Here is a 25373-nt window from a genome sequence, read left to right as displayed (position 1 = left end):
TTCGCGGAGCTACTCGTCAGCGCCGTCGTCGGAGGCGCCCGGCGCGCTGTCGCGCAGGCCGAACTCCTTCATCTTCGTCTGCAGGCTCTTGCGACTGATCTGCAGCAATTTTGCAGCCCGGGTGACGTTGCCGCCCGTCTCATCCAGGGCGCGCGCGATGAGGTCCCGCTCGAGCTCCGCGGCCTTCATCCGGATGATGTCCTTGAGGCCGCCCTCCAGGCTTCCTTCGAGGCTGCCCTCGCCGCCTGCCTCCCCGGTGTGCAGGAGGGGGAGCGCCAGGGCCTGGGAGGGGGCGGCGGACTGGGCGGTGGCGAGAGCAGCGCCGTGGCGCACCTGCTCGGGGAGATCCTTGAGCGTGATGAGGGGGCCGTCCGCGAAGAGCAGCACGCGCTCCATCAGGTTCTCGAGCTCGCGGATGTTGCCCGGCCAGGGGTAGGCCTGCAGCGCGGCGAGCGCGTCGTCGTCGAGCCCCTCGATGCGCTTGTTGAGCTTGCGGTTGTACTTCTCGAGGAAGTGGCGCGCGAGCATGGGCACGTCGCTGCGGCGCTCGCGCAGCGCCGGCAGCGCGATGGGCACCACCGCGAGCCGGTAGTACAGGTCCTTGCGGAAGCGCCCCGCCTCGATCTCCTGCTGCAGGTCGCGGTTCGTCGCCGCGACGAGCCGCACGTCCACGCGGGTGGTCTTGATGCCGCCCACGCGCTCGAACTCGCTCTCCTGCAGCGCGCGCAGCAGCTTCACCTGCATCTCCACCGGGATCTCGCCGATCTCGTCGAGGAAAAGGGTGCCGCCGTCCGCGAGCTCGAAGCGGCCGGGCTTGCTCGTCACCGCGCCGGTGAAGGCGCCGCGCTCGTAGCCGAACAGCTCGCTCTCCAGCAGGGTGGCGGGGATGGCGGCGCAGTTGATCTTGATGAAGGGCTTGTCGCGCCGGCCGCTCGCGCCGTGCAGCGCCGTGGCCACCAGCTCCTTGCCGGTGCCGCTCTCGCCGGTGAGCAGGACGGTGGAGGGCGTGTCCGCCACCTTGTCGATGATCTTGTAGACCTCCTGCATCTGCGGCGAGTCGCCGATGATCGCCGCGCGCGCCCGGGCGTCCGCGCGCACCGAGCGCTGGGCGATGGCGTGCGCCTTGGCCGCCTTGGCGATGACCGCCGAGAGCTCCGACTGGTCGAAGGGCTTGGTGATGTAGTCGAAGGCACCCAGCTTGATCGCCTCGACGGCCGAGTCCACCGTGCCGTGCGCGGTGATGATGATCACCGGCACGTCCGAGTTGGCGGCGTTCACCGCCTTGAGCAGCTCGAGGCCGCCCAGCTTGGGCATCACCAGGTCGGTGACGACGATGTCCGCGCCGCTCTTCTGGAACTCGGCGAGTGCCTGCTCGCCGTCCTGCGCCACGGTCACGTCGTAGCCGTCCCTGCGCAGCATGGTGGCCAGCACCTTGCGCAGGTTCGTCTCGTCGTCGACGACCAGGACCTTCGCCATGTACGTCACCGCTCCTAGCGCAGCGCCGCGGGCGCCGCTGCTGCCGGCTCGAGGGTGCAGATGGAGTCCGGGTGCTTGATGCGCAGGATGAGCGCCTCGAGCACGCGGAAGGGGTGGTTCATCTGGGCGGCACCGAGGTACGCCGCCACCATGTCCATGGACACGGCCAGGTCCATGTTCTCACGGCCCGTGGAAACCACCACGCCCGCATCGCCGCGCAGGCGGTTGGACTGGTACACGCCGTCCGCCGCGAGCTGGCGGATGGTCTCGATCTCCAGCACGCCCGTCTTCTCGTAGATGCGGTGCATGAGCGAGTAGAGGCGGGGGCTGACGACGACGGCGTAGGGCCCGTAGTGGCCGTGCTCGTTGAGCTGGCGCGTGGCCTCCACGATGGAGAGGTACGCGTTGCCCGGCTGGCTCCAGTCCCCGAGCGTCGCCGTGAGCCGCCCGGCCGCGTTCATCAGCCCCTCGTGGCCCAGCTTGGGGTCGCCGTAGAAGATGAGCTCGTCCTCCTGCTGCGCGCAGAAGGCGGCGGCGCCCGCGGCGGCCGAGACGTCCAGCGGCATGTTGTGCGTGCGCGCCGCCTCGATGTCGCGCCAGTGCAGCAGGAAGTCCTTGTAGATGAGCGGGATGGTCTTGAAGCGCCGCACGTCCGTGAACACCGGCGCCGTCTCCTGCTCGCCCACGATGTCCACCGCGCCCGGGGAGACGCCCTGGTACTCGTCGTGAGGCACCGTCTGCACCCCGGCGCCCAGCGGGCCGTAGATGTCCAGGATGCGGCGCCCCACGAGCGAGCGGCGGGCCACCTGGATGACGGTCTCGTTGAGGCGCGCCCACTCCTCCTCGCGCAGCGGGTTCTCGGCGTGTCCCAGGAAGTCAGGCATCGGCGTGCTCCTTCAGGCGGGAAAGGCGGGTCAGCGGCTGCCGCCGCGCGGCGGCTTGAGCGAGCCCACGGTGAGCGGCGCCGCGCGGGCGGCAGGAGGGGCGGCGAGCCCGTACACCACGCGCTGCGGCTGCAGCGCCACGCGCGAGCCCTCCAGGCCGGTGTCGGGCGCAGGGGCCGGGGCGGCAGGGGAGGGGGCCCCCTCGAAGTGGCCGGGAGCAAGGCCCCGGGCGAAGTGCGCTTCCTGGCCGGCGTCCAGGCGGCGGAGCATGGCGGTGGCCTCGGCCACGTGCTCCTTCTCTTCCTGGGCGAGGTGGCTGAAGAAGGCGCGCACCTCGGGGCTGCTCGAGCGCGCGGCGAAGGCCTCGTACTCGTTGATGGTCTCCAGCTCCCGCGCCAGCACCCGGCGCACCCGCGCGATGTCTTCCAGCAGCTCGCCGGGGAGCAGCTCGCCGAGCACGGGCATGTCGGAGGAGGCGGCCATGGCGCTCCTGACCTTCACTGCGCGAAGCCTCGCCCGTCAAGGGAAAGAGCCGGCAGATGACCGGCGGCGAGCTTCGCGCTTCTGGCGGCCGCGTTCGTGTGCGTACAGTCCGCGCTCCCGTGAGCACTTCGCCCTCCGAGCCCCAGCGCCCCTCGACCGCTTCGTCCCCTCCCTCCGCGCCCGCGCGCACCACGCCGCCTGCCGGCCGCGGCGCCCTGCTGGTGGCCGCGGGCATCATGGCCTCGCGCGTGATGGGCCTGGTGCGCGAGCGCGCGCTCGCGCACTACCTGGGCAACGGCCTGGTGGCGGGCGCGTTCCGCGCGGCGATCCGCATCCCCAACTTCCTGCAGAACCTGTTCGGCGAGGGCGTGCTCTCCGCGTCCTTCATCCCGGTCTACGCGCAGCTGCTCTCCAAGGAGGACCGCGAGGAGGCGGACCGGGTGGCGGGCGCGGTGTTCGGCCTGCTCGCGCTCGCCATGGGCGTGATGGTGGCGCTCGGGGTGCTCTTCACGCCCGCCTTCATCGACGTGGTGGCGCCGGGCTTCGAGGGCGAGGTGCGCGCGCTCACCATCCGCCTGGTGCGCATCCTCTTCCCGATGGTGGGGATGATGGTGCTCGCGGCGTGGTGCCTCGGCATCCTCAACAGCCACCGCCGCTTCTTCCTCTCGTACGCGTCCGGGGTGCTGTGGAGCCTCGCGATGATCGTGGCGCTGCTCGCGCTGGGCGGGCGGCTGGAACCGGAGCGGCTCGCCATCGCCGTGGCGTGGGCGAGCGTGGTGGGGAGCCTCTTGCAGTTCGGCGTGCAGCTGCCGCGGGTGCTCAGCCTGCTGGGGCGCTTTCGCCCCTCGCTGGACCTCGCGCGGGCGAGCGTGCGCCAGGTGCTGCGCAGCTTCGGCCCGGTGCTGGTGGGGCGCGGGGTGGTGCAGCTGAGCGCCTTCGTGGACACGGCCATCGCGACCGAGATCTCGGCGCGCGCCGTGTCCAGCATGGGCTACGCGCAGATCCTCTCCCTGCTTCCGGTGAGCCTGTTCGGGATGGCGGTGTCCGCGGCCGAGCTGCCCGAGCTCTCGCGCACCACGGGCGAGCAGGGTGAGGTGGCCCACAAGTTCCAGGCCCGCATCAACGCGGGCATGCGGCGCATCGCCTTCCTGGTGGTGCCCTCGGTGGCGGCCTTCGTCTTCGTGGGAGACGTGGTGGCCGGGGCGCTGTTCCAGACGGGGCGCTTCGACGCGCACGACACGCGCTACGTCTGGTACCTGCTGGTGGGCTCGGCCTTCGGGCTGCTCGCGTCCACTCTGGGGCGGCTGCAGTCCTCGGCGTACTACGCGCTCAGGGACACCCGGACGCCGCTCTACACAGCGACGTTGCGCGTGGCGATCACGATCGCGAGTGCGTGGGTGTTCGGGCTCTACGTGCCGGCGTGGCTGGGGCTGCCACGGGAGCTGGGCGGGGCCCTCATCCTCGCGACCACGGGGCTCGCGGGCTGGGTGGAGTTCCTGCTTCTGCGCCGTGGGCTGTCGCGGCGCATCGGGCGGATCGGCTTCGAGGCGGGCTATTCGCAGCGGCTCTGGGCCGCCGCGGTGGGGGCCGGGCTGCTCGGCCTGGGACTGAAGATGCTGCTCACGCGCTGGCGGGGGCTGGACCCGGCGGTGCTTCGCGAGTGGCACGGCGGCCTGCTCGCTCCCCCCCACCTGCACCCGCTGATCACGGCCGTGCTCGTGCTGGGGACCTTCGGCGCCGCGTACTTCGCGCTCACCGCGGCGCTGGGTATTCCCGAGTCCCGGGCGATGCTCGGCCGCTTCACCCGCCGCCTGCGCCGCTCGTAGGCGTCCCGGGGAAGCCGGGCAGCCGGCCCGGCGTTGCCAGAGGGTTCCCGGTGGGCTCCCGGGCGAGGTGTGCCCGAACCCGCTTCCGTCCGTCCGAGGTGTGCGTATAGAGTGCGCCGCCTTTTTCCCATGGTGGGGTTGCCAGCGTGGCCGCCTCGCCGAAACGCGTTCAGGAAGGTCCTCGCAGTGAGCGACGAGAAGAGCGGTTCCGGTTCCGGCGGCGGTGCAGGTGGGTTTGGTCCCAAGAAGCCGAAGGCCACCTTCGGCGACGTGATGCTGGGCATCCCGGCGGGCCGCGGCGGCGAGCGCGAGGAGCGCGGTGGACGCGGCGGCAAGCCCGAGGGGCGCTCGGCGCGTCCCGAGGGGCAGGCAGGCGGGCAGGGCGGTGAGCCCCGGCCCCCGCGCGAGGAGCGCAAGCCCCGCGAGGGTGGAGCGCGCCAGGGCGGCAGTGAGAAGCGCGGCCAGGGCCCCATGGTGGTGATCAAGCGCGCCTCGGGCGCCGTGGAGACGCGCGCCCCGGGCGAGAGTGTCACCCCGGCTGCCGAGGGCGGCAGCGAGGCCCCGGTGGAGGCGCAGGGCGAGACCCCGCAGCCTGCGCAGGCCGAGGCCCCCGCGCCGCGCCGCGCGCCGGCCCCTCCGCCCAAGCCGAGCCCCCTCTTCGAGGAGGTGCCGGAGACGGAGAGCTTCGCCGAGATGTTCGAGAGCTCCGCGAAGGAGGGCGGCCTCCCGGCGCGTCGCTCCGTGCGCGTGGGTGAGAAGGTCACGGGCACCATCTTCCAGCTCGGCGCGGACACCGCGTTCGTGAGCCTGGGCGGTGGCAAGAGCGAGGCGCAGATCGAGCTGCGCGAGCTCAAGGACGACGAGGGCATCCTGCGCTACGGCGTGGGCGACACGCTCGAGGCCCACGTGGTGGAGACGGGCGCGCGCGGCATCGTGCTCACCCGCACCCTCACCAAGGGCAGCGCGTCCATGGCCATGCTCGCCGAGGCGCGCGCCTCGGGCATGCCCGTGGAGGGCCTGGTGCTCAGCGTGAACAAGGGCGGCCTCGAGGTGGCGATCGGCGACGTGCGCGCCTTCTGCCCCGTGAGCCAGATCGACCTGCGCTTCGTGGAGAAGCCGGACCAGTTCGTGGGCGAGAAGCTCAAGTTCCGCGTGACGGAGGTGCGCGAGAAGAACGTGGTGCTCAGCCGCCGCGCGCTCCTCGAGGAGGAGCAGAAGGCGCTCGCCGCGCAGACGCGCAAGACGCTGGACGTGGGCAAGGTCGTCAAGGGCAAGGTCACCGGCGTGCGCGACTTCGGCGCCTTCGTGGACCTGGGCGGCGTGGAGGGCATGATCCCCGTCTCCGAGATGAGCCACACCCGCATCGGTCACCCCTCCGAGGTGGTCAACGTGGGCGACGAGGTGGAGGTGGAGATCCTCCGCATGGAGGCGGGCCAGCCCAACTCCCCGGACAAGAGCAAGCAGAAGGAGCGCATCACGCTCTCCATGCGCTCGCGCCAGGAGGACCCCTTCAAGGCGGCGCTGCAGGAGATCCACGAAGGCGACCGGCTCAAGGGCAAGGTGGTGCGCCTGCAGCCCTTCGGCGCGTTCGTGCAGCTGCGCCCCGGCGTGGACGGCCTCGTGCACATCTCGGCGCTCTCCGAGCGGCGCATCGCGCACCCGCGCGACGCGGTGCAGGAGGGTGAGGAGATCTGGGTCTCGGTCGAGAAGATCGACCCGGCGGACAAGCGCATCGGCCTGCGCCGCATCACCGAGGAGGAGGCCTCCGGGCCTGCGCCCGAGCGTCCCGCTCCGGGGGCTGCTGCCGCGCCGCGCGAGCAGGCGCCTCGCCCGCAGGTGGGCCAGGTGGTGGTGGGCAAGATCGACCGCATCGAGCCCTACGGCGTCTTCCTCTCGTTCCCGGGCGGCAAGGGCCTGCTCCCCGCGAGCGAGACCGGTACCGAGCGCGGCACCGACATGAAGAAGCACTACAAGATGGGCCAGGAGCTCAAGGTCGCGGTGCTCGACGTGGACCCGGCCGGCAAGGTGCGCCTCAGCGTCACGGCCGCCGAGCGGGCGGAGGAGCGCGCCGACATGGAGGCCTGGAAGAAGAGCCAGCCCCAGGGCGGCGGCGCGAAGGGCTTCGGCACGATGGCCGACCTCTTCGCCAAGTTTAAGAAGTAGCGCGGGCGTCAAAGTTGTTGACGCTCCCGTGGGAGGCGCGTAGAAGCACTCCCACGTCGCCGCGGGGTGGAGCAGCCTGGTAGCTCGTCGGGCTCATAACCCGAAGGTCGCAGGTTCAAATCCTGCCCCCGCAACCACGAAGAAGGCCCCGGATACCGCAAGGTACCGGGGCCTTCGCCTTTTCGGGGTTCGCCCTAGCGCGAGGGGCGCACGAGCCGCGCGACGCGGCCGCCCTCGCCCACGGCCCACGCGGCGCCTGAGGGCGCGGCGCTCACCGCGTGGAAGCCGGTGTGGCCCCAGGGCGTCCAGCGCTGGCCCCCGTCCTCGGAGAGGTCCGCGCCGCTGGGGCCCACGGCGAGGAGCACCGGGCCGCGTCCGCCCGGCAGCCGCGCGACGGCGGAGCGGTAGCCCGCGGGCCCTGCACCCGAGATGCGCGTCCACGTGCGGCCGCCGTCGCGGGTGAGGGCGAGGTTGCCGGCAGGGTCCGCCTCGCGGTGGTAGTTGCCGCCCACGGCGATGCCCTGGCGCTCGTTCCAGAAGCTCAGCGAGAAGATGCCCGCGCCGTCGCCCGTGGCGAGCGGCGTGGTGACCACGCCCCAGCTGCGGCCGCGGTCCGCGGAGTGGAAGACGCGGGCCTGGGGACCACCGGTTCCGAACCACACGTGCGTGTTGCCGTAGACGGCGAGGCTGGTGCCGCTCGCCGCGAAGCCACCCTCACCGGGCAGCGCGGGCGGCAGGGCCGCGGGAGGCAGCAGCCGCCAGGTGGTGCCACCGTCCTCGGTGACGGCCACGCGGAAGCGGCCATCCACCGGGTCGCTGAAGGCGGCGCCGTGGCGCTCGTCCCAGAAGGCCATCGCGTCGAAGAAGCCGGTGGGCAGGGGGTTGGTGAACTGCAGCGTCCAGTGCGCCCCGCCGTCGGTGGTCTTGTAGATGCGGCTCGCCGCGCCTGGCCCGATGGACAGCAGGTACGCGGTGCTCGCGCTGAAGGCGTCCACGTCGCGGAAGTCGAGCCCCTCGGCGTCCGGGACCACGCCCGAGTGCCACGTCTTTCCGCCGTCCACCGTGCGCAGGAAGGTGCCCTTGTCGCCGCTCGCCCAGGCGACCTGGTCGCTCACCGCGCTCACTCCGCGCAGCCGCACGGTGACGCCGCTGGGCTGAACGCTCCACGCCGTGTCCTCCTCCGCCCCTGCCTTCGCGGCCCCGAGCGCCATCAGCGCGGCGAGCCACCAGCTCCACGTCGTCATCGGTTGCGCTCCTCGGCGCCCCCTCGTGGGGCCCTGGGCTGCGCACGCTAGCGCGTGCCGCGGGAGATTCGTCAGCGCGCGTGCGAATGCGGTTGCGCCGGCGCGCTGCGGCCTGTATCTCCCGCGCCGCGGGGTGGAGCAGCCTGGTAGCTCGTCGGGCTCATAACCCGAAGGTCGCAGGTTCAAATCCTGCCCCCGCAACTCGGTTCGGCCCGGTCTTCCTCTCTGGAGGACCGGGCCGAGATCTTTCGGGAGCCCGCTCGCACGCCGGGCCGACGGGCTCGCTGCGCAGGCGTACACCGGACCTTGAGGACCCCTGTGCGCAGCGCTCAGTGTGCCCTGCCATGACCCGCGGACCTTGGTGGATCGAGCGGGTGCACGCGCTCCTCGCGCCTTCGGAGTTGAGCGCGCTCGAGCTGGGGGCGCTGTGGCACCTCGCCGAGCGCCTGCAGTTCGTTCGCGAGAACGTGGAGCCTGCGCTCCTCGCGCTGGACGTCCTCGCACACCCAGCGGCCGAGGCCGTGTGGGCGGCGTTCGTCCGGCGCGAGGATGACGTGCGCGATGCGCTGACGCAGGAGGGCGGGCGGCTCGCCGGCTGCGTGCGGCGCGGCGAGCTCGGCCCCGCGCTCTTTCGCGCGGGGTGGGAGACACTCGGGTTCATCCCGAATGCGGAGGGCGGCGGGACGCCCGCGGACGACTACCTGGACGCGCTCTTCCAGCTCGCGCGCTACACGCTGGGTGAGGAACGCCCAGCCTTCGGCATGCCGAACATGTCGTCGCGCGCGAGCCGCGTCTCGGACTTCCTCGCGGTGACGCAGCCCACGGCCGACGACGTGGTGTTCGATCTGGGCTCGGGTGGGGGCAAGGTGGCGCTCACCGTGGCTGCGAGCACTGTCACGCGCGTGCTCGGCGTGGAGTACGGCGGCGCGTACGTCGCCTCCGCACGGAGCGTCGCGGCGCAGCTGGGGCTGGGCAACGCACACTTCGAGCACGCGGACGTGCGCGAGGTGGACCTCTCGCGCGGCTCGATCTTCTACCTGTACTACCCGTTCCACGGCGAGGTGGCGCAGGCCGTCGCGCAGGCGCTGGGCAGGCTCGCGTGCGAGAAGGACATCACGGTGTACGCGTCCGGGCCCCGCAACGGCTTCGGCGAGCACTTCCTCGGCGAGGTCGAGGGCGGAGCGCTCGCGCTGTCCGAGCTCCGCGGAGAGCACTCCGAGGTCATGGTGCTGCGCAGCGCGCGCGCCTGAGCCGTCTGCCCTCAGGGCTTCAGGTCGATGCGCGCCTGGCCGTTGGTCATGTCGAAGGGGACCGAGCTGTGCTGGTGGACGACGCTCCAGCGGCCGCCCTGCTTGCGGTAGCCCACCGTCTCGCGAAACCACATGTCGATGCGCTGGCCCGTGCGGTGGGTGCCGTGCACGTGCGTGAGGTGGGTATCGAAGGCGAGGTCCCCCGCGCACTGCAGCCGGAGGTCCCTCAACTCGTAGCCGATGTCCGTGGTGAAGGAGCCGAACCACTCGGTGAGGCGGCGGCGCACGGCGTCCACGCCGCTGTTCTCGAGCGGGAGCACCAGGTCGAAGGTGGTGACGTCCGCGGCGTACTGGGCGAGGACGCCCTCGAGGTCCTTCTTCCGCACGGCGCGCACGCGCTCGTCGATGAGCGCGTGGAGCGCAGCCTCGTCATTTGCCTCGGCCATGGTCGCTCCTTCGTTGGGTGGGGCCTTCAGCCCCGGGCAAAGGCCTCGCTCACGATCTGCCGGGCCTCCTGCACCACGGCGTCGAGGTGCGCCTCGCCGCGGAAGCTCTCCGCGTAGATCTTGTAGACGTCCTCGGTGCCCGAGGGGCGCGCGGCGAACCAGCCGTTCTCGCTCACCACCTTGAGGCCGCCGATGTCCGCGCCGTTGCCCGGAGCGCGCGTGAGCCGCTGGGTGATGGGCTCGCCGGCGAGGGTGGTGGCGCGCACGGCCTCGGGCGAGAGCTTCTTGAGCGCGGCCTTCTGCGCAGGCGTGGCGGGCTGATCGATGCGCGTGTAGTGCGGCGCGCCGAAGCGCTGCGCGAGCTCCTGGTAGTGCACGCCCGGGTCCTTGCCCGTGCGCGCGAGGATCTCCACTGCGAGCAGGTCCAGGATGATGCCGTCCTTGTCCGTGCTCCACACGCTGCCGTCGCGGCGCAGGAAGCTCGCGCCTGCGCTCTCCTCGCCGCCGAAGCCGAGCGAGCCGTCCAGCAGCCCGTCCACGAACCACTTGAAGCCCACCGGTACCTCCACCACGCGCCGGCCGAGGCTCGCGGCCACGCGGTCGATGAGGCTGCTGCTCACCAGCGTCTTGCCCACCGCGGCCTCGCGGCTCCAGCCGGGGCGGTTCTGGAAGAGGTAGCTGATGGCCACCGCGAGGTAGTGGTTCGGGTTCATCAGCCCCTGCGAGCGGGTGACGATGCCGTGCCGGTCGCTGTCCGCGTCGTTGCCGAAGGCGATGTCGAAGTCGTCCTTGAGCTTGACCAGGTTCGCCATTGCGTAGGGCGACGAGCAGTCCATGCGGATCTTCCCGTCGTGGTCCAGCGGCATGAACCCGAAGGTGGGATCCAGCCGCGGGTTCACCACCTTGAGGTGCAGCCCGTAGCGCTGCGCGAGCGGCTCCCAGTAGTCGAGGTTCGAGCCACCCAGCGGGTCCGCGCCGATGGAGAGCTTCGCGCCGCGGATGAGCTCCAGGTCCACCACGCTCGCGAGGTCCGCGACGTAGGGCCCGATGAAGTCGTGGCGCTGCACGCCCGCCGTCTTCAGCGCCCGCTCGTAGGGCACGCGCTGCACCCCGGCGTTGCCGCCTGCGAGCAGCTCGTTGGCGCGCTTCTCCACCCATCCGGTGATGCGCGTGTCCGCGGGGCCGCCGTTGGGCGGGTTGTACTTGATGCCACCGTCCTCCGGCGGGTTGTGCGAGGGCGTGATGACCACACCGTCCGCGAGCCCCGCGCTGCGGCCGCGGTTGTAGGTGAGGATGGCGTGCGAGATGACCGGCGTGGGCGTGGCGCGCTCGGCGTAGCGCACCTGGATGCCGTGCGCGGCGAAGACCTCGAGCGCGGTGCGCTGCGCGGGCTCGGAGAGCGCGTGCGTGTCCATGCCCAGGAAGAGCGGCCCGTCGATGCCCTGCTGCTTGCGGTACTCGCACACCGCTTGCGTCACCGCGAGGATGTGCGGCTCGTTGAAGCTGCGGCGCGCGGCGGAGCCGCGGTGGCCCGAGGTGCCGAAGCTGACGCGCTGCTCGGCGACCGCGACGTCGGGGGCATCCGAGTAGTACTGCGCGCGCAGCGCCTCGGGGTCGATGAGGAGGGAGCGGGGGGCGGGCTGTCCGGCGAGTGGATGGGGCACGGGGCGAAAATAGAGAGCCGCGCGTGCCCTGGGCATGTCCCGTGAGGAAGCTGTCCAGCCGTCTACGCTTGCCTGGCCGGAGTCGACTCGTACGGCCACTCGAACGGTGGCTGGCGCACGAGCTCTGGCGCGCTGCGCCCCCGCCAGCGGAAGGCCTCGCCGGGACGGAGCAGGAGCGGGCGGGGGCCGGCCCCGCGCGCCTTCGCCACGTCCTGCAGGCGCTCGGGGAAGGGGTCGGCGTCGGGGTTCTCGTCGAGGTGGCTCGCGCCCTCGACGGGGCTGCCGGCGTAGCCGGGGTAGCGCGGGCCCATTCCCTCGCGCCAGTACCAGGGCGCGCCGCCGTCCGCGCAGGGCACCACGTAGCGCGCGCCGAGCAGCTCGCCGAAGTGCAGCGCCTCCTCGGGCCCCGCCATGAGCTGCTGGGGCCGCGTGAGCGCGTCCGCGGGCACGTTGACGAGGAAGGCCTCGAGCGTGGTGAAGCCGAAGAACAGGGGCTTGAGGCGAAAGCCCCGGATGCCGCAGAAGAGCACGTCCACGGGCGCCTCCTCGCGCACGCGGCGGGACACCTCGCGCATGTCTCCGCGCACGTCGTGCCCCGCGTCCGCGTAGAAGGCCGCCGAGAAGTCCGGCGTGCGCACGAGCCAGGCGTTGCCCTCGTTGAAGAGGCCCGGGTAGAGCCCCTCGCCGTCCGTGGGCTGCTCGCCGTGGAAGGGCAGGGCGCGCACCAGGCTGTCGCCCACCTGCCGCGACTCGCCCCAGCGCAGGGGCTCCACGCGCGTGAAGCCCAGCTGCTGCAGCCGCAGCGCGCAGTCGGTGGAGAAGAGGCTCTCGCGCTCCACCGCGGGCACGAGGATGCGCGTGTCGCGCGGCAGCTGCAGCAGCGAGCCCAGGTGGAAGTGGTCCCCATGCGAGTGGGTGATGAGCACCGCGTCCACGCGGCCCAGGTCGCGCGGCTGCGCGGGCTGGTAGCCGGGAAGGTCGAGCACGTCCGCGGGCCGGAAGTAGGGGTCCACGAGGATGCGCGCGCCCGGGCTTCCCAGCAGGACGGTGTTGTGGCCCACGAAGAGGGCGCCCGGCGTGGGCAGCTGCGCGTCGCCCTCGTGGCGCTCGAGCCAGCCGGCCTCGGAGAGGTCCGCGAGCAGCGCGTCCAGCGCGGGGTGCTGCGCGTGCGCGCGCAGCTCCGCGTCCGTCAGCCCCCGCGCGAGGCCGGAGAGGAGATCCGCCACGTGCGGCCAGTCGCGCTGCGCGACCGGCACGTCGAGCCCGAGGCCTCCCTGGCGCAGGTGCAGGATGCGCGGGCGGTGCTGGGTGGCGTCGGGAAAGAGCACCTCGGGGCGCAGGGGGCGGCGGCCTGCGCGCCGGCGACCGTCCGTGCAGAGCGCGGCGTAGCGCGGGCTGTCCTCGAGCGCCCGCACGAGCTCGCGGGCCTGGGCGATGGCGCGCTCGGGCCCGAGCCGGGCGATCTCCCGCTTGAAGGCCGCGTGCGCGCGGCGCACCGGACGGGCCGTGGGGCCCTGGATGCTGCAGCCGAGGTCCTCGTGGTGCTCCGCCTCGGTGCGCGCGGAGGCGAGCACCGCGAGGCTCACGCCCCGGTGGAGGGTGAGGCGCGGGCGGCTGCGAGGGCGTGAGGAGGGCATGGGGCTAGGGAGCGCGGAGCACGGCGAGGGCGCGCTGGAAGTCCTCGGGCAGGGACGCCTCGACGGCGATGTGACCCTTCGCGCTGAGGCCCTCGATGCGCAGGCGGGCCGCGTGCAGTGCGAGGCGGCCGAGGGCCTGGGCAGCCGGGTGCGCGCGGGCCTCGAGCGGGCCGTAGAGCGGATCTCCGAGCACCGGGAAGCCGGCCTCGGAGAGCTGCACGCGGATCTGGTGCGTGCGGCCCGTCTCCAAGTTCACCTCCACGAGGGCCGCGCCCGCGAAGCGCTCGCGCACCTCGTAGGTGAGGGCCGCGCGGCGCGCGGACTCCACCCGGGTGGTGAAGAGGCGCGGGTTGTCCGGAGAGCGCGCGTAGGGCCCCTCGAGGCGGGCGGAGTCCGGCGGCGCGCCCAGCACCAGCGTGAGGTAGCGCTTGTCCACGCGCTTCTCCTGGAAGGCCGCCTGCAGCTGCGCAAGGCCCGCATCCGTGCGCGCGAGCGCGAGGCAGCCCGTCGTCTCCCGGTCCAGCCGATGCGCGACGCCCGGCAGCGCCTGGCCGCCCACGTCGAAGCCGCCCATCTGGCTCGCGAGCAGCGTCACCACGGAGGGGGCCTTGCCCTCGGGCTCCACCGTATAGCCGGAGGGCTTGTTCACGATGACGAGCGCGGGGGCCTCGTAGAGCAGCGGCAGGCGCGGCCCCTCCGCGCGCTGCGAGAGGGCGCGGGGGGCGGGGAGGTCCACCTCCACCTCCTCGCCGTCCCACAGGCGGCGCAGCGGCTTCACCTGCTTGCCGCGGATGCGGACGCGGCCCTGGGTGATGAGCTCGCGCGCGCGGGCGAGCGCGGTGCCCGGCAGCGCCACCATCAGGAACTGGTCCAGGCGCTTGCCGGCGTTCTCTGCGGTGACTGTGAGCTTGCGGATCGTCATCGGGGCCTTCGCTGCGACCCCATAGCGGCATCCGCCGGCACGGTGCAATGGGCATGGCGCCGCGTGTGGGCCTCCGTGCGACTGCGGAATCCGCAGCGCCCCGCTTGCGGGAGCCGCAGTCCGTCGAGGAGCGGAGGCCGCAAGTGCCCGAGAGCACGGGTGGCACCGCGCTTGCTCTTCCGGTCCTGCGTCACCCGAAGCCCAGGAGGTGCCCCGTGATGCGCAAGTCCCTGATGGTTGCAGCCCTCGTCTTCAGCTCCGTCGTCTCCGGTGTCGCAGCGGCCTCGACGCCGCCCCCGCAGGCGCGCGCCCACGCCGCGAGCCCCGTCGTCGCGGAGCGCAACACGATCCGCGAGGAGCGCTGGGAGCGCAGCGACCTCGGGGCCCTGAAGGCGCGCTTCGAGCGTGCGCGGCGCACCGTGGACCGCCGTGAGCTGCGTGCGGTGGATGCCGAGCTGGCGCGCTACCTGGACTCCGAGCTGCGCGAGACGCGGGGCGAGGTGTCCGAGGCCACCTGGAGCACGGGGCGCCGCGGCGCAGGCGAAGTGCGCCGCGAGTCGCGCGAGCTCACGCGGCTGCGCGCCATTGCGAGCGAGCTGCGGCCGCTCGAGGGGCGCACCGACCGCGCGAGCCTCGCGCGCAAGAGTGGCCTCCTCGCGGAGCTGATCGAGCTCGCCCGGCGTGACGTGCGCTCGGCCCCTGTGGCTCGCCGCTGAAGCGACGTCCCCGGCGTCCCGCCAGACTCCGGCCCACGCCCCGCGCGGCGCGCGGGCCCGGCGCCTCAGGTCTCGCCGCTCGCCGCCGGCAGGGTGAGCTCGAAGCGCGCGCCGCCGCCCTCGCGTGGGCCGGCGCGCACGCTGCCGCCCTGGGCGAGCACCACCCGGCGCACCACCGCGAGCCCCAGCCCGGTCCCGGTGGCGCGGGTGGTGAAGAAGGGCTCGAAGGCGCGCAGCGCATCGCTCGCCGCCACCTCGGGCCCACGGTCCTCCACGGACAGGCACACGCCGCCGGGCGCGCGCGCGAGCCGCACCTCCACCGGGCTCGTTTCGGGCGAGGCCTGCAGGGAATTGCGCAGCAGGTTCTCCAGCGCGAGCTCCAGCAGCGCCGGGTCCGCCGACACGGGCGGCAGGCCCGGCTCCTCGCCGTAGGTGAGCCGGCCGGGGCCCGCCTCGCCGCGCTGCTCGGCGGCCTCGAGCGCGCGCCGCACGTGCTCGCCGAGTGGCAGCGGGCGCAGCCGCGGCTCCAGCGGACGCACCACCTCGAGCAGGTCGCGCACCACGGCCTCCAGCCGCAGCGCCTCCTCCTCCAGCATCTGCACCGCGCTCGCCGAGGCGCTGCCGGGGCGCGCCTCGCGGCGCAGGATGGCGGCCGCGTTCAGGATGGCACCCAGGGGGTTGCGCACCTCGTGGGCCACGACCGCGCCCACCTCGCCGAGCAAGGCGAGCCGCTCGCGGTCCACCAGGTCACGCTGCAGCTGGTTCAGCTCTGCGAGGCGCGCGGCCGCTGCCCGGTGGTGGCGCACGTTCTCCAGGGCCGCGCCCACCTGCTGCGCGAAGAGCCCCAGCGTGGCGGCGCTCGTCGGGGTGAGCGCCTGGCTCTGCACCGCGATGACGCCGCGCACGCGGCCCTCCACGAAGAAGGGCGCGCTCAGCCCGCGGATGCTCGGGTAGCTCTGGCGGAAGAGCGCGATGAGCTCCGGCGGGTGGAAGCCCTCCAGCTCGCGCAAGTAGTCCTGGTGGTAGCAGGCCTTGCCCGTCTCGAGCACCTTCGCCAGGTAGGGCAGCGAGGCGCGCGGGAAGGGGACCTGGGGGATGGGCCGGCCGTAGAAGCGCTCGCCCAGGCGCACCATCTCCGGGTCGTGGCGCATGGGGCCGTGGTGCAGGAGCTCGCCCTCGAGCAGCAGGGTGGCAGCGAGGAAGCCCTCGCGGTGCATGACCTCCACTGCGGCCTCGAGCACCGCCTCCTCCGTGCGGCAGCGCATCAGCTGCCCGGCTGTGGTCGCAAGCGCCTCGGTGAGCCGCCTTGCGCTCGCCTCGCGCTCGGCATCCAGGATGAGCAGGGTCTGCTCACCGGTTCCCGGTCCCGGCAGCGCGCGGCACCAGAGCGAGCGCTCGCTCCCGTCGGCCACCCGGATGCTCAGCCACACGTCGTCCGGGAGGGGCTCGCCGCGGGTGCTTGCGGCGTGCCGCGGCTCGAGCCAGGCCCGCTCCGCCGGGAGGAAGCGCGCGAAGAGGTCGCCGGCGGTGAGCTCGAGCAGCTCCTCGCGCGAGATGCCCACCAGCGCCTCCAGCGCCGGCGAGGCGTGCACGACCCGCCCGGTGCGCACCACCAGCAGCGGAAGGGGGAGGCCGTCGAGGGCCTGGTGCTCGGAGGCGACCGTCATGGGAGCTCCGCGGTGCGGAGCGGCCACTCTCGCGTCAGCGCGTCCGCGAAGTCCACCCCGCAGCGCGCGGTCTGTCGTTCTCCCGCGTGCCTCACGCCGGCCGGGACATCGCGCGCCAGAGGATGTCGAAGAGCGCGTCGAACTGCTCGATGAGCGGGCGCTTCTCGCGCCGCACGATGTGCATCAACACCACCCGGCCGATGACCCCCATGAACACGTCCAGCAGCACCTTGCTCGAGACCCGGTCGTTGAGCACGCCGCGCCGCTGGCCGTCCTCGAGCACGCCGCGGAACGCCCCCATCAGCTCCGGGCTCTCGTAGCTGCGGATGTTGCCGTAGCGCGAGGCCGGCACCGCGTTGGACAGGAGCATCATCGCGGCGGGGTGCTTGTCCATGAAGTCCAGCGTCACCCAGCAGGTCTTGCGCAGGCGCTCGCGCGGCTCGTCGATGCCCTGCAGGTGATCCACCATGCGCTCGGCAAGGCGGCCCAGCGCGATGTCCAGCACCGCGTAGACCAGCTCCTCCTTGCCGCCGAAGTACTTGTAGAGCGTCTGCAGGCTCACGTTCGCCGCGCGCGCCACCTCCACCAGGCCCACGTCGTGGAAGTCGCGGCTCGAGAACAGCGCGAGCACCGCCTCTTCCACGCGGCGCAGGGCGTCCGGGCGCATCTCGGCCAGGGCGGCGCGGCGGTCGGGCGGGGGAGTGGGGCGGTGTGCGCGAGAGGGCATGTGGGTCTTCCGGTGGTAATCTGGATTACCATATTCCGACTCCGAGTGCCATTGCGAGCAGCGCGGCTTGACGCGGGGAGCGCCGCCCGCCAGCATGCACATCGCGCTGCGTCACGCCGCCACTGCGGTAATCAAGATTACCGAAGAGAGCCCCATGCCCATCAGCAGCTTCGCCTCCAGCTGGATGACCGACGAGCACCGGATGATCCTCGAGACGGCCACGCGCTTCTTCAAGGAGCAGTGGGCGCCGCGGGATGCGGCCTGGCGCGCACAGGGGAGCCTGGACCGCGAGGCCTGGCGCGAGGCGGGCGCGCAGGGCTTCCTCTGCGCGTCCACCGCGGCGGAGTACGGCGGGGGCGGCGGGGACTTCGGCCACGAGGCGGCGCTCATCCTCGCGCAAGGAGCCGCCGGCATCAGCGGCTTCGGTGGCTCGCTGCACTCGGGCATCGTGGCGCCGTACATCTCGCACTACGGCACCGAGTCGCAGAAGAAGCGCTGGCTTCCCAAGCTCGCGTCGGGCGAGCTGGTGGGCGCCATCGCGATGACCGAGCCGGGCACGGGCTCGGACCTGCAGGGCATCCGCACGACGGCGCTGCGCGAGGGCGACTTCTACCGGCTCAACGGCGCGAAGACCTTCATCACCAACGGGCAGCTGGGCAACCTGGTCATCGTCGCGTGCAAAACGGACAAGGCGCAGGGCGCGCATGGCATCTCGCTGCTGGTGGTGGAGACGGACGGGGCCGAGGGCTTCCGCCGCGGGCGCCACCTCGAGAAGATCGGCATGGAGTCTCAGGACACCGCGGAGCTGTTCTTCGAGGACGTGCGCGTCCCCGCGGCCCACCTGCTCGGCGCCGAGGAAGGGCAGGGCTTCGTGCAGCTGATGGAGCAGCTGCCGCAGGAGCGGCTCATCGTCGCGCTCGCCGGCATCGCCGCGATGGAGCTCGCCGTGCAGGAGACGGTGGCCTACACCAAGGAGCGCACCGCCTTCGGCAAGCCGGTGTTCGCGTTCCAGAACACGCGCTTCAAGCTCGCCGAGTGCCAGGCCACCGTGCTGGCCGCGCGCGCGATGGTGGACGGCGCCATCGCGGCGCACCTGCAGGGCCAGCTCGGCGTGGAGCAGGCCGCGCTCGTGAAGTACTGGGTGACCGAGCAGCAGTTCCGGGTCATCGACGAGTGCCTGCAGCTGTTCGGCGGCTACGGCTACATGAAGGAGTACCTCATCGCCCGCCTGTGGACGGATGCGCGCGTGCAGCGCATCTACGGCGGGACCAATGAGATCATGAAGGAGCTCGCCTCGCGCTTCCTCTAGCAGCACCCCCCTCGGAGCCCCCATATGAACGACATCTACATCTACGACGCCGTGCGCACTCCGCGCGGCAAGGGCAAGAAGGACGGCAGCCTGCACCAGGCGACGCCGGTGTGGCTGCTGCGCACGCTGCTGCAGGCGCTGCAGCAGCGCCACGCGTTGGACACCTCCCAGGTGGACGACGTGGTGCTCGGCTGCGTGACGCCGGTGGGCGAGCAGGGCGCGGACATCGCGCGCACCGCCGTGCTGGACGCGGGCTGGCACGAGTCGGTGGCGGGCGTGACGCTCTCGCGCTTCTGCGCCTCGGGGCTCGAGGCCGTGAACCTCGCCGCAGCGAAGGTGGCGAGCGGCATGGAGAGCCTCGTCGTCGCGGGCGGCGTCGAGTCGATGAGCCGCTGGCCCATGGGCTCGGACGGCGGCGCGTGGGCCATGGACCCGCGCGTGAACACTGCGCTCGGCTTCATTCCCCAGGGCATCAGCGCGGACCTCATCGCCACGCTCGAGGGCTTCGGCCGCGAGGAGCTGGACGCGTACGCGGCGCGCTCGCACGAGCGGGCCGCCCGCGCGCGCGCCGCGGGCCTGTTCAAGAGCTCCGTGGTGCCGGTGAAGGATCTCAACGGCATGACGCTGCTCTCCGAGGACGAGACCATCCGCCCGGGCACCAGCGTGCAGTCGCTCGCGAAGCTCAGCCCCTCCTTCGAGGCGATGGGGCAGATGGGCTTCGACGCCACCGCGCTCGGCAAGTACACGACCGTGGAGCGCATCCAGCACGTGCACCACGCGGGCAACTCGTCGGGCATCGTGGACGGGGCGGCGCTGGTGTTGCTCGGCAGCAAGGACGCGGGCGCTCGCGCGGGCCTCAAGCCGCGGGCCCGCGTGCGCATGTGCGCCGTCACCGGCTCCGAGCCCACCATCATGCTCACCGGCCCCACGCCCGCCTGCCGCAAGGCGCTGGGCAAGCTCGGGATGACGCCGGGCGACATCGACCTGTACGAGATCAACGAGGCCTTCGCGACCGTGCCCCTCAAGACGGCGCGCGACCTCGGCGTGCCGCTGGAGAAGGTGAACGTGAACGGCGGCTCCATCGCCATGGGGCACCCGCTCGGGGCCACCGGCGCCATCATCCTCGGCACGCTGCTGGACGAGCTGGAGCGCAGCGGCCAGGGCACCGGCCTCGCCACGCTGTGCGTCGGCGGCGGCATGGGCATCGCCACCATCATCGAGCGGGTCTGAAGGGGACAACGACCATGAGCCACACCCAGACTGCCGTGACGATCGACGTGGATGCCCAGGGCCTGGGCCTGGTCACCTTCGACCAGCCCGGCCGGGCAATGAACGTCCTCAACCCCTCGCTGCTCGAGCCGCTCTCGGCGCTCGTCGAGCGCCTGGAGAAGGACGCGGAGCTCAAGGGCCTCGTCCTCACCTCCGCCAAGCCCCAGTTCATCGTGGGCGCGGACATCGACCAGCTCGCGCGCATCCAGAGCGCCGAGGAGGCCTTCGCGCTGTGCGAGCAGCTCAAGGGGCTGCTGCGCCGCCTGGAGAAGAGCGGCAAGCCGGTGGTCGCGGCCCTCAACGGCACCGCGCTGGGCGGCGGCCTCGAGGTCGCGCTCGCCTGCCACGCGCGCTTCGCGCTGGACGACCCCAAGCTCAAGCTCGGCCTGCCCGAGGTGAAGCTGGGCCTGCTGCCCGGCGGCGGCGGCACCCAGCGCCTGCCGCGCATGGTGGGCATCCAGAAGGCGCTCGAGCTCATCACCCAGGGGGACGAGCTCTCCGCGCAGAAGGCGAAGGAGCTGGGGCTGGTGAACGGCCTCGCCTCCACGCGTGAGGAGCTGATCGCCCAGGCGCGCGCGTGGGCGCTGGCGAATCCCAGCCCCAAGCAGCCCTGGGACACCTCCGGCTTCCGCTTCCCCGGCGGGGACTCGAAGCACCCGGCGATCGCGCAGCTGTGGGCCATTGCCCCCTCGGTGGCGAACGCCAAGAGCCACGGCAACTACCCGGCCATCACGCACATCCTCTCGAGCGTCTTCGAGGGCGGGCTGATGGACATCGACAACGCGCTGAAGGTGGAGAGCCGCTACTTCGCCGCCTGTGTCATGTCGCAGCAGTCGCGCAACATGATCGGCACGCTGTGGTACCAGCTCAACGCCCTCAAGAAGGGCCAGTCGCGCCCGAAGGATGTGCCCGTCAACCCCGTGCGCAAGGTGGGCATCCTTGGCGCCGGCATGATGGGCGCGGGCATCGCGTACGTGAGCGCGAAGGCGGGCATCGACGTGGTGCTGCTCGACACCAGCCTCGAGAACGCCGAGCGCGGCAAGGGCTACTCGAAGGGCCTGCTCGACAAGGCGGTGAGCCGCGGCAAGAGCACGGAGGCGAAGCGCGATGCGCTGCTCGCCCGCATCAAGACGACGACGCGCTACGAGGACCTCGAGGGCTGCGACCTGGTCATCGAGGCGGTGTTCGAGGACCGCAGCATCAAGGCGGAGTGCACCCGCAAGGCGGAGGCGGTCATCCCCTCCGGCGCGGTGTACGCGTCGAACACCTCCACGCTGCCCATCACGGGCCTCGCGCAGGCGAGCGCCCGTCCGGAGAGCTTCATCGGCCTGCACTTCTTCTCGCCCGTCGACAAGATGCAGTTGGTGGAGATCATCATGGGCGAGCGCACGAGCGACGCCACGCTCGCGCGCGGCTTCGACTACGTGCTGCAGATCGGCAAGACGCCCATCGTCGTGAACGACTCGCGCGGCTTCTACACCTCGCGCGTCTTCGCCACCTACCTCATGGAGGGCATGGCGATGCTGGGCGAGGGCGTGCACCCGCGTTCCATCGAGATGGCGGGGCTGAAGGCAGGCATGCCGATGCCGCCGCTCGCGCTGCAGGACGAGGTGTCGCTCAGCCTCTCGCTGCACATCGGCGAGCAGACCCGTAAGGACCTCGAGGCCGAGGGCAAGCGCGCGCCGGAGCACCCCGGTGAGGGGCCGCTGCGCGCCGTGGGCGCGACCCACGGGCGCGTGGGCCGCAAGGCAGGGAAGGGCTTCTACGACTACGAGGGCAAGGAGAAGGCTCTCTGGCCGGAGCTCACCCGGCTCTTCCCGCCCGCAGCGCAGCAGCCCGCCCAGGCGGAGCTCATCGACCGGCTGATGTACGCCCAGGCGAACGAGGCGGCCCGCTGCCTCGAGGAGGGCGTGCTGCGATCGGTCGCGGACGGCAACATCGGCTCCATCTTCGGTTGGGGCTTCGCGCCCTTCCAGGGCGGCGCGCTGCAGTTCATCAACTCCGTAGGCGCCCAGCGCTTCGTCGAGCGCTCGCGCGAGCTGGCGCGGCGCTACGGGGCGCGCTTCGAGCCCGCGGCGATCGTGGTGAAGCAGGCGGAGACCGGCGGCCGCTTCGAGGACGCGGCCTAGGCCCGTGGAGCTCCCGCAGCAGGTACAGGTCGCCATCATCGGCAGCGGCTTCGGCGGCCTCTGCATGGCCATCCGCCTGCGCCAGGAGGGCCTCGAGGACTTCGTGGTCCTCGAGAAGGAGGAGGCGCTCGGCGGCTGCTGGCGGGACAACACGTACCCGGGCGCCGCCTGCGACGTGCCCTCGCACCTGTACTCGTTCTCCTTCGCGCCGAAGGCGGAGTGGTCGCGGCGCTATGCCCCGCAGGAGGAGATCCTCGTCTACCTGCGGGACTGCGCGGAGCGATTCGGCGTGCGGCGTCACGTGCACCTGCGCACCGAGGTGACGGGAGCGAGCTTCGACGCCGAGGCCGGCCTGTGGCGCCTCTCGCTGCAGGGAGGGCGCACGCTCGCGGCGCGGGTGCTGGTGTCCGCGTGCGGCCAGCTCAACCGCCCCGCGTACCCGCGGCTCGCGGGGCTCGAGCGTTTCGAGGGCACGCGCTTCCACTCGGCCCGGTGGGATCACAGCTACCCGCTGGAGGGCAAGCGGGTGGCGGTCGTCGGCACCGGCGCGAGCGCCATTCAGTTCGTGCCGCAGATCGCCCCGCGCGTGGCGCAGCTGCACGTGTTCCAGCGCTCGCCCGCGTACGTCATCCCCAAGCCGGACCGCGCCTACTCCGCCACCGAGCGGGCCCTGTACGCGCGCGTCCCGGGGGCGCAGGCGCTCAGCCGCTGGGCGCAGTACTGGAGCCACGAGTCGCGGGTGGTGGCCTTCCAGGGCCCGGGCTGGGTGCGCGCGTGGCTGGAGCGCGGCTTTCGCAAGCGCCTCGCGCGCGAGGTCCCCGACGCGCAGCTGCGTGCGGCCCTCACTCCCGCGGACCCCATCGGCTGCAAGCGCGTGCTGCTCACCAACGACTACCTCCCGGCGCTCAACCGCCCCAACGTGGAGCTGGTGACGGACGGCATCCGCGAGGTGACGGCGCACGGCATCGTCACCGAGGACGGGCGCGAGCGCACCGTGGACGCGCTCATCTTCGGCACCGGCTTCCAGGCGACCGACTTCCTCGCCCCCATGCGCATCACCGGGCTGGAGGGGAAGGAGCTCAACGCCGCCTGGCGCGAGGGTGCCGAGGCCTACCTGGGCATCAGCGTCTCCGGCTTTCCGAATCTCTTCCTCCTCTACGGGCCCAATACCAACCTCGGCCACAACTCCATCGTCTTCATGCTGGAGAGCCAGGTGCGCTACGTGCTCGGCTGCATCCGCGCGCTGCAGCAGCGCGGGCTGCGCTCGCTCGACGTGCGCCCCGAGGTGCAGCGCGACTTCAACGTGCGGCTGCAGCGGGGGCTCGCGCACTCGGTGTGGGGCGCGGACTGCACGAGCTGGTACAAGACGGCGGAGGGCAAGAACACCAACAACTGGCCCGGCTTCACCTTCCGCTACCGCCAGCAGACGCGCGCGCCGAAGCTCGAGCACTACGAGGCCACGTGAAAGGGCCCGAGGGGCTCGCGCAGCGGCTGCTCGCGCGCGTGCTGCGCACACTGCTCCGGGGCCTGCTCAGGCCGGCGCTGCATCCGCGCGTGCCGGTGCGGTGGCAGCGCCGGTGGATGGGGGCGATGGCCCGCCTCACACTGCCTGCTGCGGGCGCGCGCGTCCTGCGTGAGGAGAGGGGAGAGCGCGTCCTGCCGCGGGGACCCCCTGCGCGCTCGCTGCTCTACCTGCACGGCGGAGCCTACGTCTCCGGCGCCGCGCGCACCCATCGCGCCATCACCACGCAGCTCGCGGTGCGCTGCGACGCGGAGGTGCTCGCGCTGGACTACCGCCTCGCGCCCGAGCATCCCTTCCCCGCCGCACTCGAGGACGCTGTTGCCGCGTACCGCGTGCTGCGAGCGAGCGCTCCGCAGCGCCCGCTCTGCATCGCCGGGGACTCCGCCGGCGGAGGGCTCGCGCTGGCGACCGCGCTTCGACTGCGCGAGCTGGGCGAGTCCCTGCCGCAGTGCCTCGTCCTCTTCTCGCCGTGGGTGAATCTGGAGATCGCGCACCTGCCCGCAGCCGCGCCCGCGGGCGAGGCGATGCTCGACCCGGCGTGGATCCGCGCCTCCGCGGCGGCGTACCTCGCGGGGCAGCCGGCAGCGCACCCGCTGGCCTCGCCCCTCTTCGCGGACCTGCGCGGTCTGCCTCCGCTGCTGGTGCAGGTGGGCACCGACGAGCTGCTCCTTCCTCAGGTGCAGCAGCTCGCCGCCCGTGCCGAGGCAGCGGGTGTGAGCGTCCGGCTGGAGGTGTACGAAGGCCTCTGGCACGTCTTCCAGCTGCACGCGGGAATGCTGCGCGCTTCTGGGGAGGCCCTGCAGGCCGTGGCCGAGTTCGTCCGCGCCGCGCAGCGCTGAGCGCCCGAGGTCGTTGCAGCGAGTCCCTGCCGTGGCGTTGGTCCCGCGCGGAGGTGCGTTCGTCCCAGCGCGCCGGAACTTCATCCCTTGGCGGTGGAGCGCACGCCGCGAACCGGGAGACCGTGGCCCCGCAGTCCCACGTCAACGGAGGGGTCCATGCCTCGCTTCCTCGGTCTCTTGTCTGCCGCCTCACTGGCCTTCTGTGCCACCGCCCACGCCGCCGCACCGCTCCGCGGCTGCCCGGCCATCGAGAAGTTCGGTGACGGGACGATCTCGCGCCCCGGCGTCTATGCGGGGCACATCACCTTCTCGGAGGACCGCCGGGTCGCGGTGTGGTCGGCCCAAGACCCGGCCAACGGCTTCCTGCTGACCCTGTACATCTCGTACTGGCGCGGCGCCGCCTGGAGCGAGCCCGAGGTGCTGCCGTTCAGCGGCACGTACCTGGACACGGACCCGACCTTCGCTCCGGATGGGGGGACCCTCTACTTCAACTCGATGCGTCCCACGCATCCCGGCGAGGAGAAGGCGGACTTCGACCTGTGGATGGTGCGCTACAGCCGGCGCGGCTGGGAGAAGCCCGTGCACCTGGAGGGGGACGTGAACAGCCCGAGCATGGAGCTGTCCTCGAGCTTCGATCGCGCCGGGACGCTCTATTTCGCGAGCAACCGCGACAACGACCAGTGGGACATCTACCGGGCGGAGCGCCGCTGGGACGGAGACTTCCGCCCGGCCGAGAAGGTGGGCGGTGGGGTCAACACGCCGGACTACTGGGAGTACAACCCGCAGATCTCTCCGGACGGCCGCACGCTCGTCTTCACCTCGCTGAGCCGTCCCGACTCGCACGGCTACGGCGACCTGTACGCGAGCCACGCGCGCCGCGGTGACTTCGAGCCCGCGCGCAACCTCGGGCCCTGCGTGAACTCCGGCGCGGATGACTACAGCCCCACCGTCCTCTGGGACGCGGGACGCCTGGTCTACGTGCGCAACTTCATCGAGGACCCGGACTGGACGCCGGCCTTCTTCACCCTCGACCTGCAGTACCTCCTGCGGGACTGAGAAGGGGGGCGCGGGGCGGGGCGCCTAAGCGCCCGGACACGGATGTTGTCCAGGGTAGCGCAGGCGTAGGTGGTGGCGGCGCAGTGCGCGCCGCACCGCCGCGAGCAGTTCGTCGAGGGTGCTGAAGCTGCGCTCGGGCAACTC

20 protein-coding genes and 2 tRNA genes are annotated in these 25373 nt (G+C 72.4%); 12 read left to right on the top strand and 10 right to left on the bottom strand.

The features are described 5' to 3' along the window. Nucleotides 1-9: 9 nt before the first annotated feature. Genes FGE12_RS16195 through FGE12_RS16185 form a run of 3 tightly spaced genes read right to left on the bottom strand, consistent with a single transcriptional unit; the run spans nucleotide 10 to nucleotide 2843 of the window. Nucleotides 10-1476: a sigma-54 dependent transcriptional regulator gene (locus FGE12_RS16195; protein WP_153867400.1), complete on the bottom strand. Its 1467-nt coding sequence runs from the start codon at nucleotides 1474-1476 to the stop codon at nucleotides 10-12. Nucleotides 1477-1490: 14 nt separating this feature from the next. Continuing rightward, nucleotides 1491-2360 (bottom strand): family 1 encapsulin nanocompartment shell protein, encoded by an 870-nt coding sequence (locus FGE12_RS16190; protein ID WP_153867399.1) that lies wholly within the window; start codon nucleotides 2358-2360, stop codon nucleotides 1491-1493. Between the two features lie 30 nt (nucleotides 2361-2390). Beyond that, nucleotides 2391-2843, bottom strand: coding sequence for a ferritin (locus tag FGE12_RS16185; RefSeq protein ID WP_228530853.1), 453 nt, complete (start codon nucleotides 2841-2843; stop codon nucleotides 2391-2393). Nucleotides 2844-2962: 119 nt separating this feature from the next. Between FGE12_RS16185 and murJ the strand changes: the two genes are divergently transcribed. The 3 genes from murJ (at nucleotide 2963) to FGE12_RS16170 (ending at nucleotide 6969) form a co-directional block, all read left to right on the top strand. Beyond that, nucleotides 2963-4669: a murein biosynthesis integral membrane protein MurJ gene (gene murJ / locus FGE12_RS16180; RefSeq protein ID WP_370459016.1), complete on the top strand. Its 1707-nt coding sequence runs from the start codon at nucleotides 2963-2965 to the stop codon at nucleotides 4667-4669. Nucleotides 4670-4855: 186 nt separating this feature from the next. Then, nucleotides 4856-6832, top strand: a complete 1977-nt coding sequence (locus tag FGE12_RS16175; RefSeq protein WP_370459015.1) for a S1 RNA-binding domain-containing protein — start codon at nucleotides 4856-4858, stop codon at nucleotides 6830-6832. 60 nt (nucleotides 6833-6892) lie between these two features. Continuing rightward, nucleotides 6893-6969 (top strand) — tRNA-Met (locus tag FGE12_RS16170). Nucleotides 6970-7026: 57 nt separating this feature from the next. Here the strand turns inward: FGE12_RS16170 and FGE12_RS16165 are convergent. Further along, entirely contained in the window at nucleotides 7027-8076 is a 1050-nt protein-coding gene (locus tag FGE12_RS16165) for an oxidoreductase (RefSeq protein ID WP_153867398.1), read from the bottom strand. Nucleotides 8077-8203: 127 nt separating this feature from the next. Here FGE12_RS16165 and FGE12_RS16160 point away from each other — a divergent pair. Both FGE12_RS16160 and FGE12_RS16155 read left to right on the top strand, forming a co-directional pair. After that, nucleotides 8204-8277, top strand: a tRNA-Met gene (locus FGE12_RS16160). 143 nt (nucleotides 8278-8420) lie between these two features. Next, nucleotides 8421-9326: a class I SAM-dependent methyltransferase gene (locus tag FGE12_RS16155; protein WP_153867397.1), complete on the top strand. Its 906-nt coding sequence runs from the start codon at nucleotides 8421-8423 to the stop codon at nucleotides 9324-9326. Between the two features lie 11 nt (nucleotides 9327-9337). Here FGE12_RS16155 and FGE12_RS16150 read toward each other — a convergent pair whose 3' ends face one another. From FGE12_RS16150 to FGE12_RS16135, 4 genes are all read right to left on the bottom strand, one after another. Continuing rightward, on the bottom strand, nucleotides 9338-9772 hold the full coding sequence (locus FGE12_RS16150; protein ID WP_153867396.1) for an SgcJ/EcaC family oxidoreductase: 435 nt from the start codon (nucleotides 9770-9772) through the stop codon (nucleotides 9338-9340). A 26-nt stretch (nucleotides 9773-9798) separates the two neighbouring features. Beyond that, nucleotides 9799-11436 (bottom strand): phosphoglucomutase (alpha-D-glucose-1,6-bisphosphate-dependent), encoded by a 1638-nt coding sequence (pgm, locus tag FGE12_RS16145; protein WP_194797933.1) that lies wholly within the window; start codon nucleotides 11434-11436, stop codon nucleotides 9799-9801. Nucleotides 11437-11498: 62 nt separating this feature from the next. Further along, a complete protein-coding gene (locus FGE12_RS16140) occupies nucleotides 11499-13073 on the bottom strand; it encodes an MBL fold metallo-hydrolase (RefSeq protein ID WP_153867394.1) in 1575 nt (524 codons plus the stop codon). 4 nt (nucleotides 13074-13077) lie between these two features. Then, complete coding sequence (locus FGE12_RS16135) at nucleotides 13078-13995, bottom strand: RluA family pseudouridine synthase (RefSeq protein WP_153867393.1); 918 nt, start codon at nucleotides 13993-13995, stop codon at nucleotides 13078-13080. Nucleotides 13996-14210: 215 nt separating this feature from the next. On the opposite strand from FGE12_RS16135, the gene FGE12_RS16130 reads away from it, so the two are divergent. After that, nucleotides 14211-14711: a hypothetical protein gene (locus FGE12_RS16130; protein ID WP_153867392.1), complete on the top strand. Its 501-nt coding sequence runs from the start codon at nucleotides 14211-14213 to the stop codon at nucleotides 14709-14711. Nucleotides 14712-14776: 65 nt separating this feature from the next. Here FGE12_RS16130 and FGE12_RS16125 read toward each other — a convergent pair whose 3' ends face one another. Both FGE12_RS16125 and FGE12_RS16120 read right to left on the bottom strand, forming a co-directional pair. Further along, complete coding sequence (locus FGE12_RS16125) at nucleotides 14777-16378, bottom strand: ATP-binding protein (protein WP_153867391.1); 1602 nt, start codon at nucleotides 16376-16378, stop codon at nucleotides 14777-14779. Between the two features lie 91 nt (nucleotides 16379-16469). Then, nucleotides 16470-17105, bottom strand: coding sequence for a TetR/AcrR family transcriptional regulator (locus FGE12_RS16120; protein WP_153867390.1), 636 nt, complete (start codon nucleotides 17103-17105; stop codon nucleotides 16470-16472). 154 nt (nucleotides 17106-17259) lie between these two features. Between FGE12_RS16120 and FGE12_RS16115 the strand changes: the two genes are divergently transcribed. The 6 genes from FGE12_RS16115 to FGE12_RS16090 all read left to right on the top strand — a co-directional run bounded on the left by FGE12_RS16115 (nucleotide 17260) and on the right by FGE12_RS16090 (nucleotide 25229). Further along, on the top strand, nucleotides 17260-18414 hold the full coding sequence (locus FGE12_RS16115; RefSeq protein WP_153867389.1) for an acyl-CoA dehydrogenase family protein: 1155 nt from the start codon (nucleotides 17260-17262) through the stop codon (nucleotides 18412-18414). Nucleotides 18415-18438: 24 nt separating this feature from the next. Beyond that, nucleotides 18439-19644: an acetyl-CoA C-acetyltransferase gene (locus tag FGE12_RS16110; protein ID WP_153867388.1), complete on the top strand. Its 1206-nt coding sequence runs from the start codon at nucleotides 18439-18441 to the stop codon at nucleotides 19642-19644. A gap of 14 nt (nucleotides 19645-19658) precedes the next feature. Continuing rightward, complete coding sequence (locus tag FGE12_RS16105; RefSeq protein WP_153867387.1) at nucleotides 19659-21812, top strand: 3-hydroxyacyl-CoA dehydrogenase NAD-binding domain-containing protein; 2154 nt, start codon at nucleotides 19659-19661, stop codon at nucleotides 21810-21812. Between the two features lie 4 nt (nucleotides 21813-21816). Then, complete coding sequence (locus tag FGE12_RS16100; RefSeq protein ID WP_370459013.1) at nucleotides 21817-23277, top strand: flavin-containing monooxygenase; 1461 nt, start codon at nucleotides 21817-21819, stop codon at nucleotides 23275-23277. Further along, nucleotides 23274-24173 (top strand): alpha/beta hydrolase, encoded by a 900-nt coding sequence (locus FGE12_RS16095; protein ID WP_194797932.1) that lies wholly within the window; start codon nucleotides 23274-23276, stop codon nucleotides 24171-24173. The genes FGE12_RS16100 and FGE12_RS16095 overlap by 4 nt, the downstream gene beginning before the upstream one ends. Nucleotides 24174-24329: 156 nt before the next feature. Then, nucleotides 24330-25229 carry a PD40 domain-containing protein gene (locus FGE12_RS16090; protein ID WP_153867386.1) on the top strand — a complete coding sequence of 300 codons (900 nt, stop codon included), beginning with the start codon at nucleotides 24330-24332 and terminating at the stop codon, nucleotides 25227-25229. The last annotated feature ends 144 nt before the right edge of the window (nucleotides 25230-25373 follow it).

The sequence above is a fragment of the Aggregicoccus sp. 17bor-14 genome (assembly GCF_009659535.1).
Taxonomy (GTDB): domain Bacteria; phylum Myxococcota; class Myxococcia; order Myxococcales; family Myxococcaceae; genus Aggregicoccus.
The sequence above is the reverse complement of the archived record's forward strand: the minus strand, read 5'-3'. Positions and strand labels throughout refer to the sequence as shown.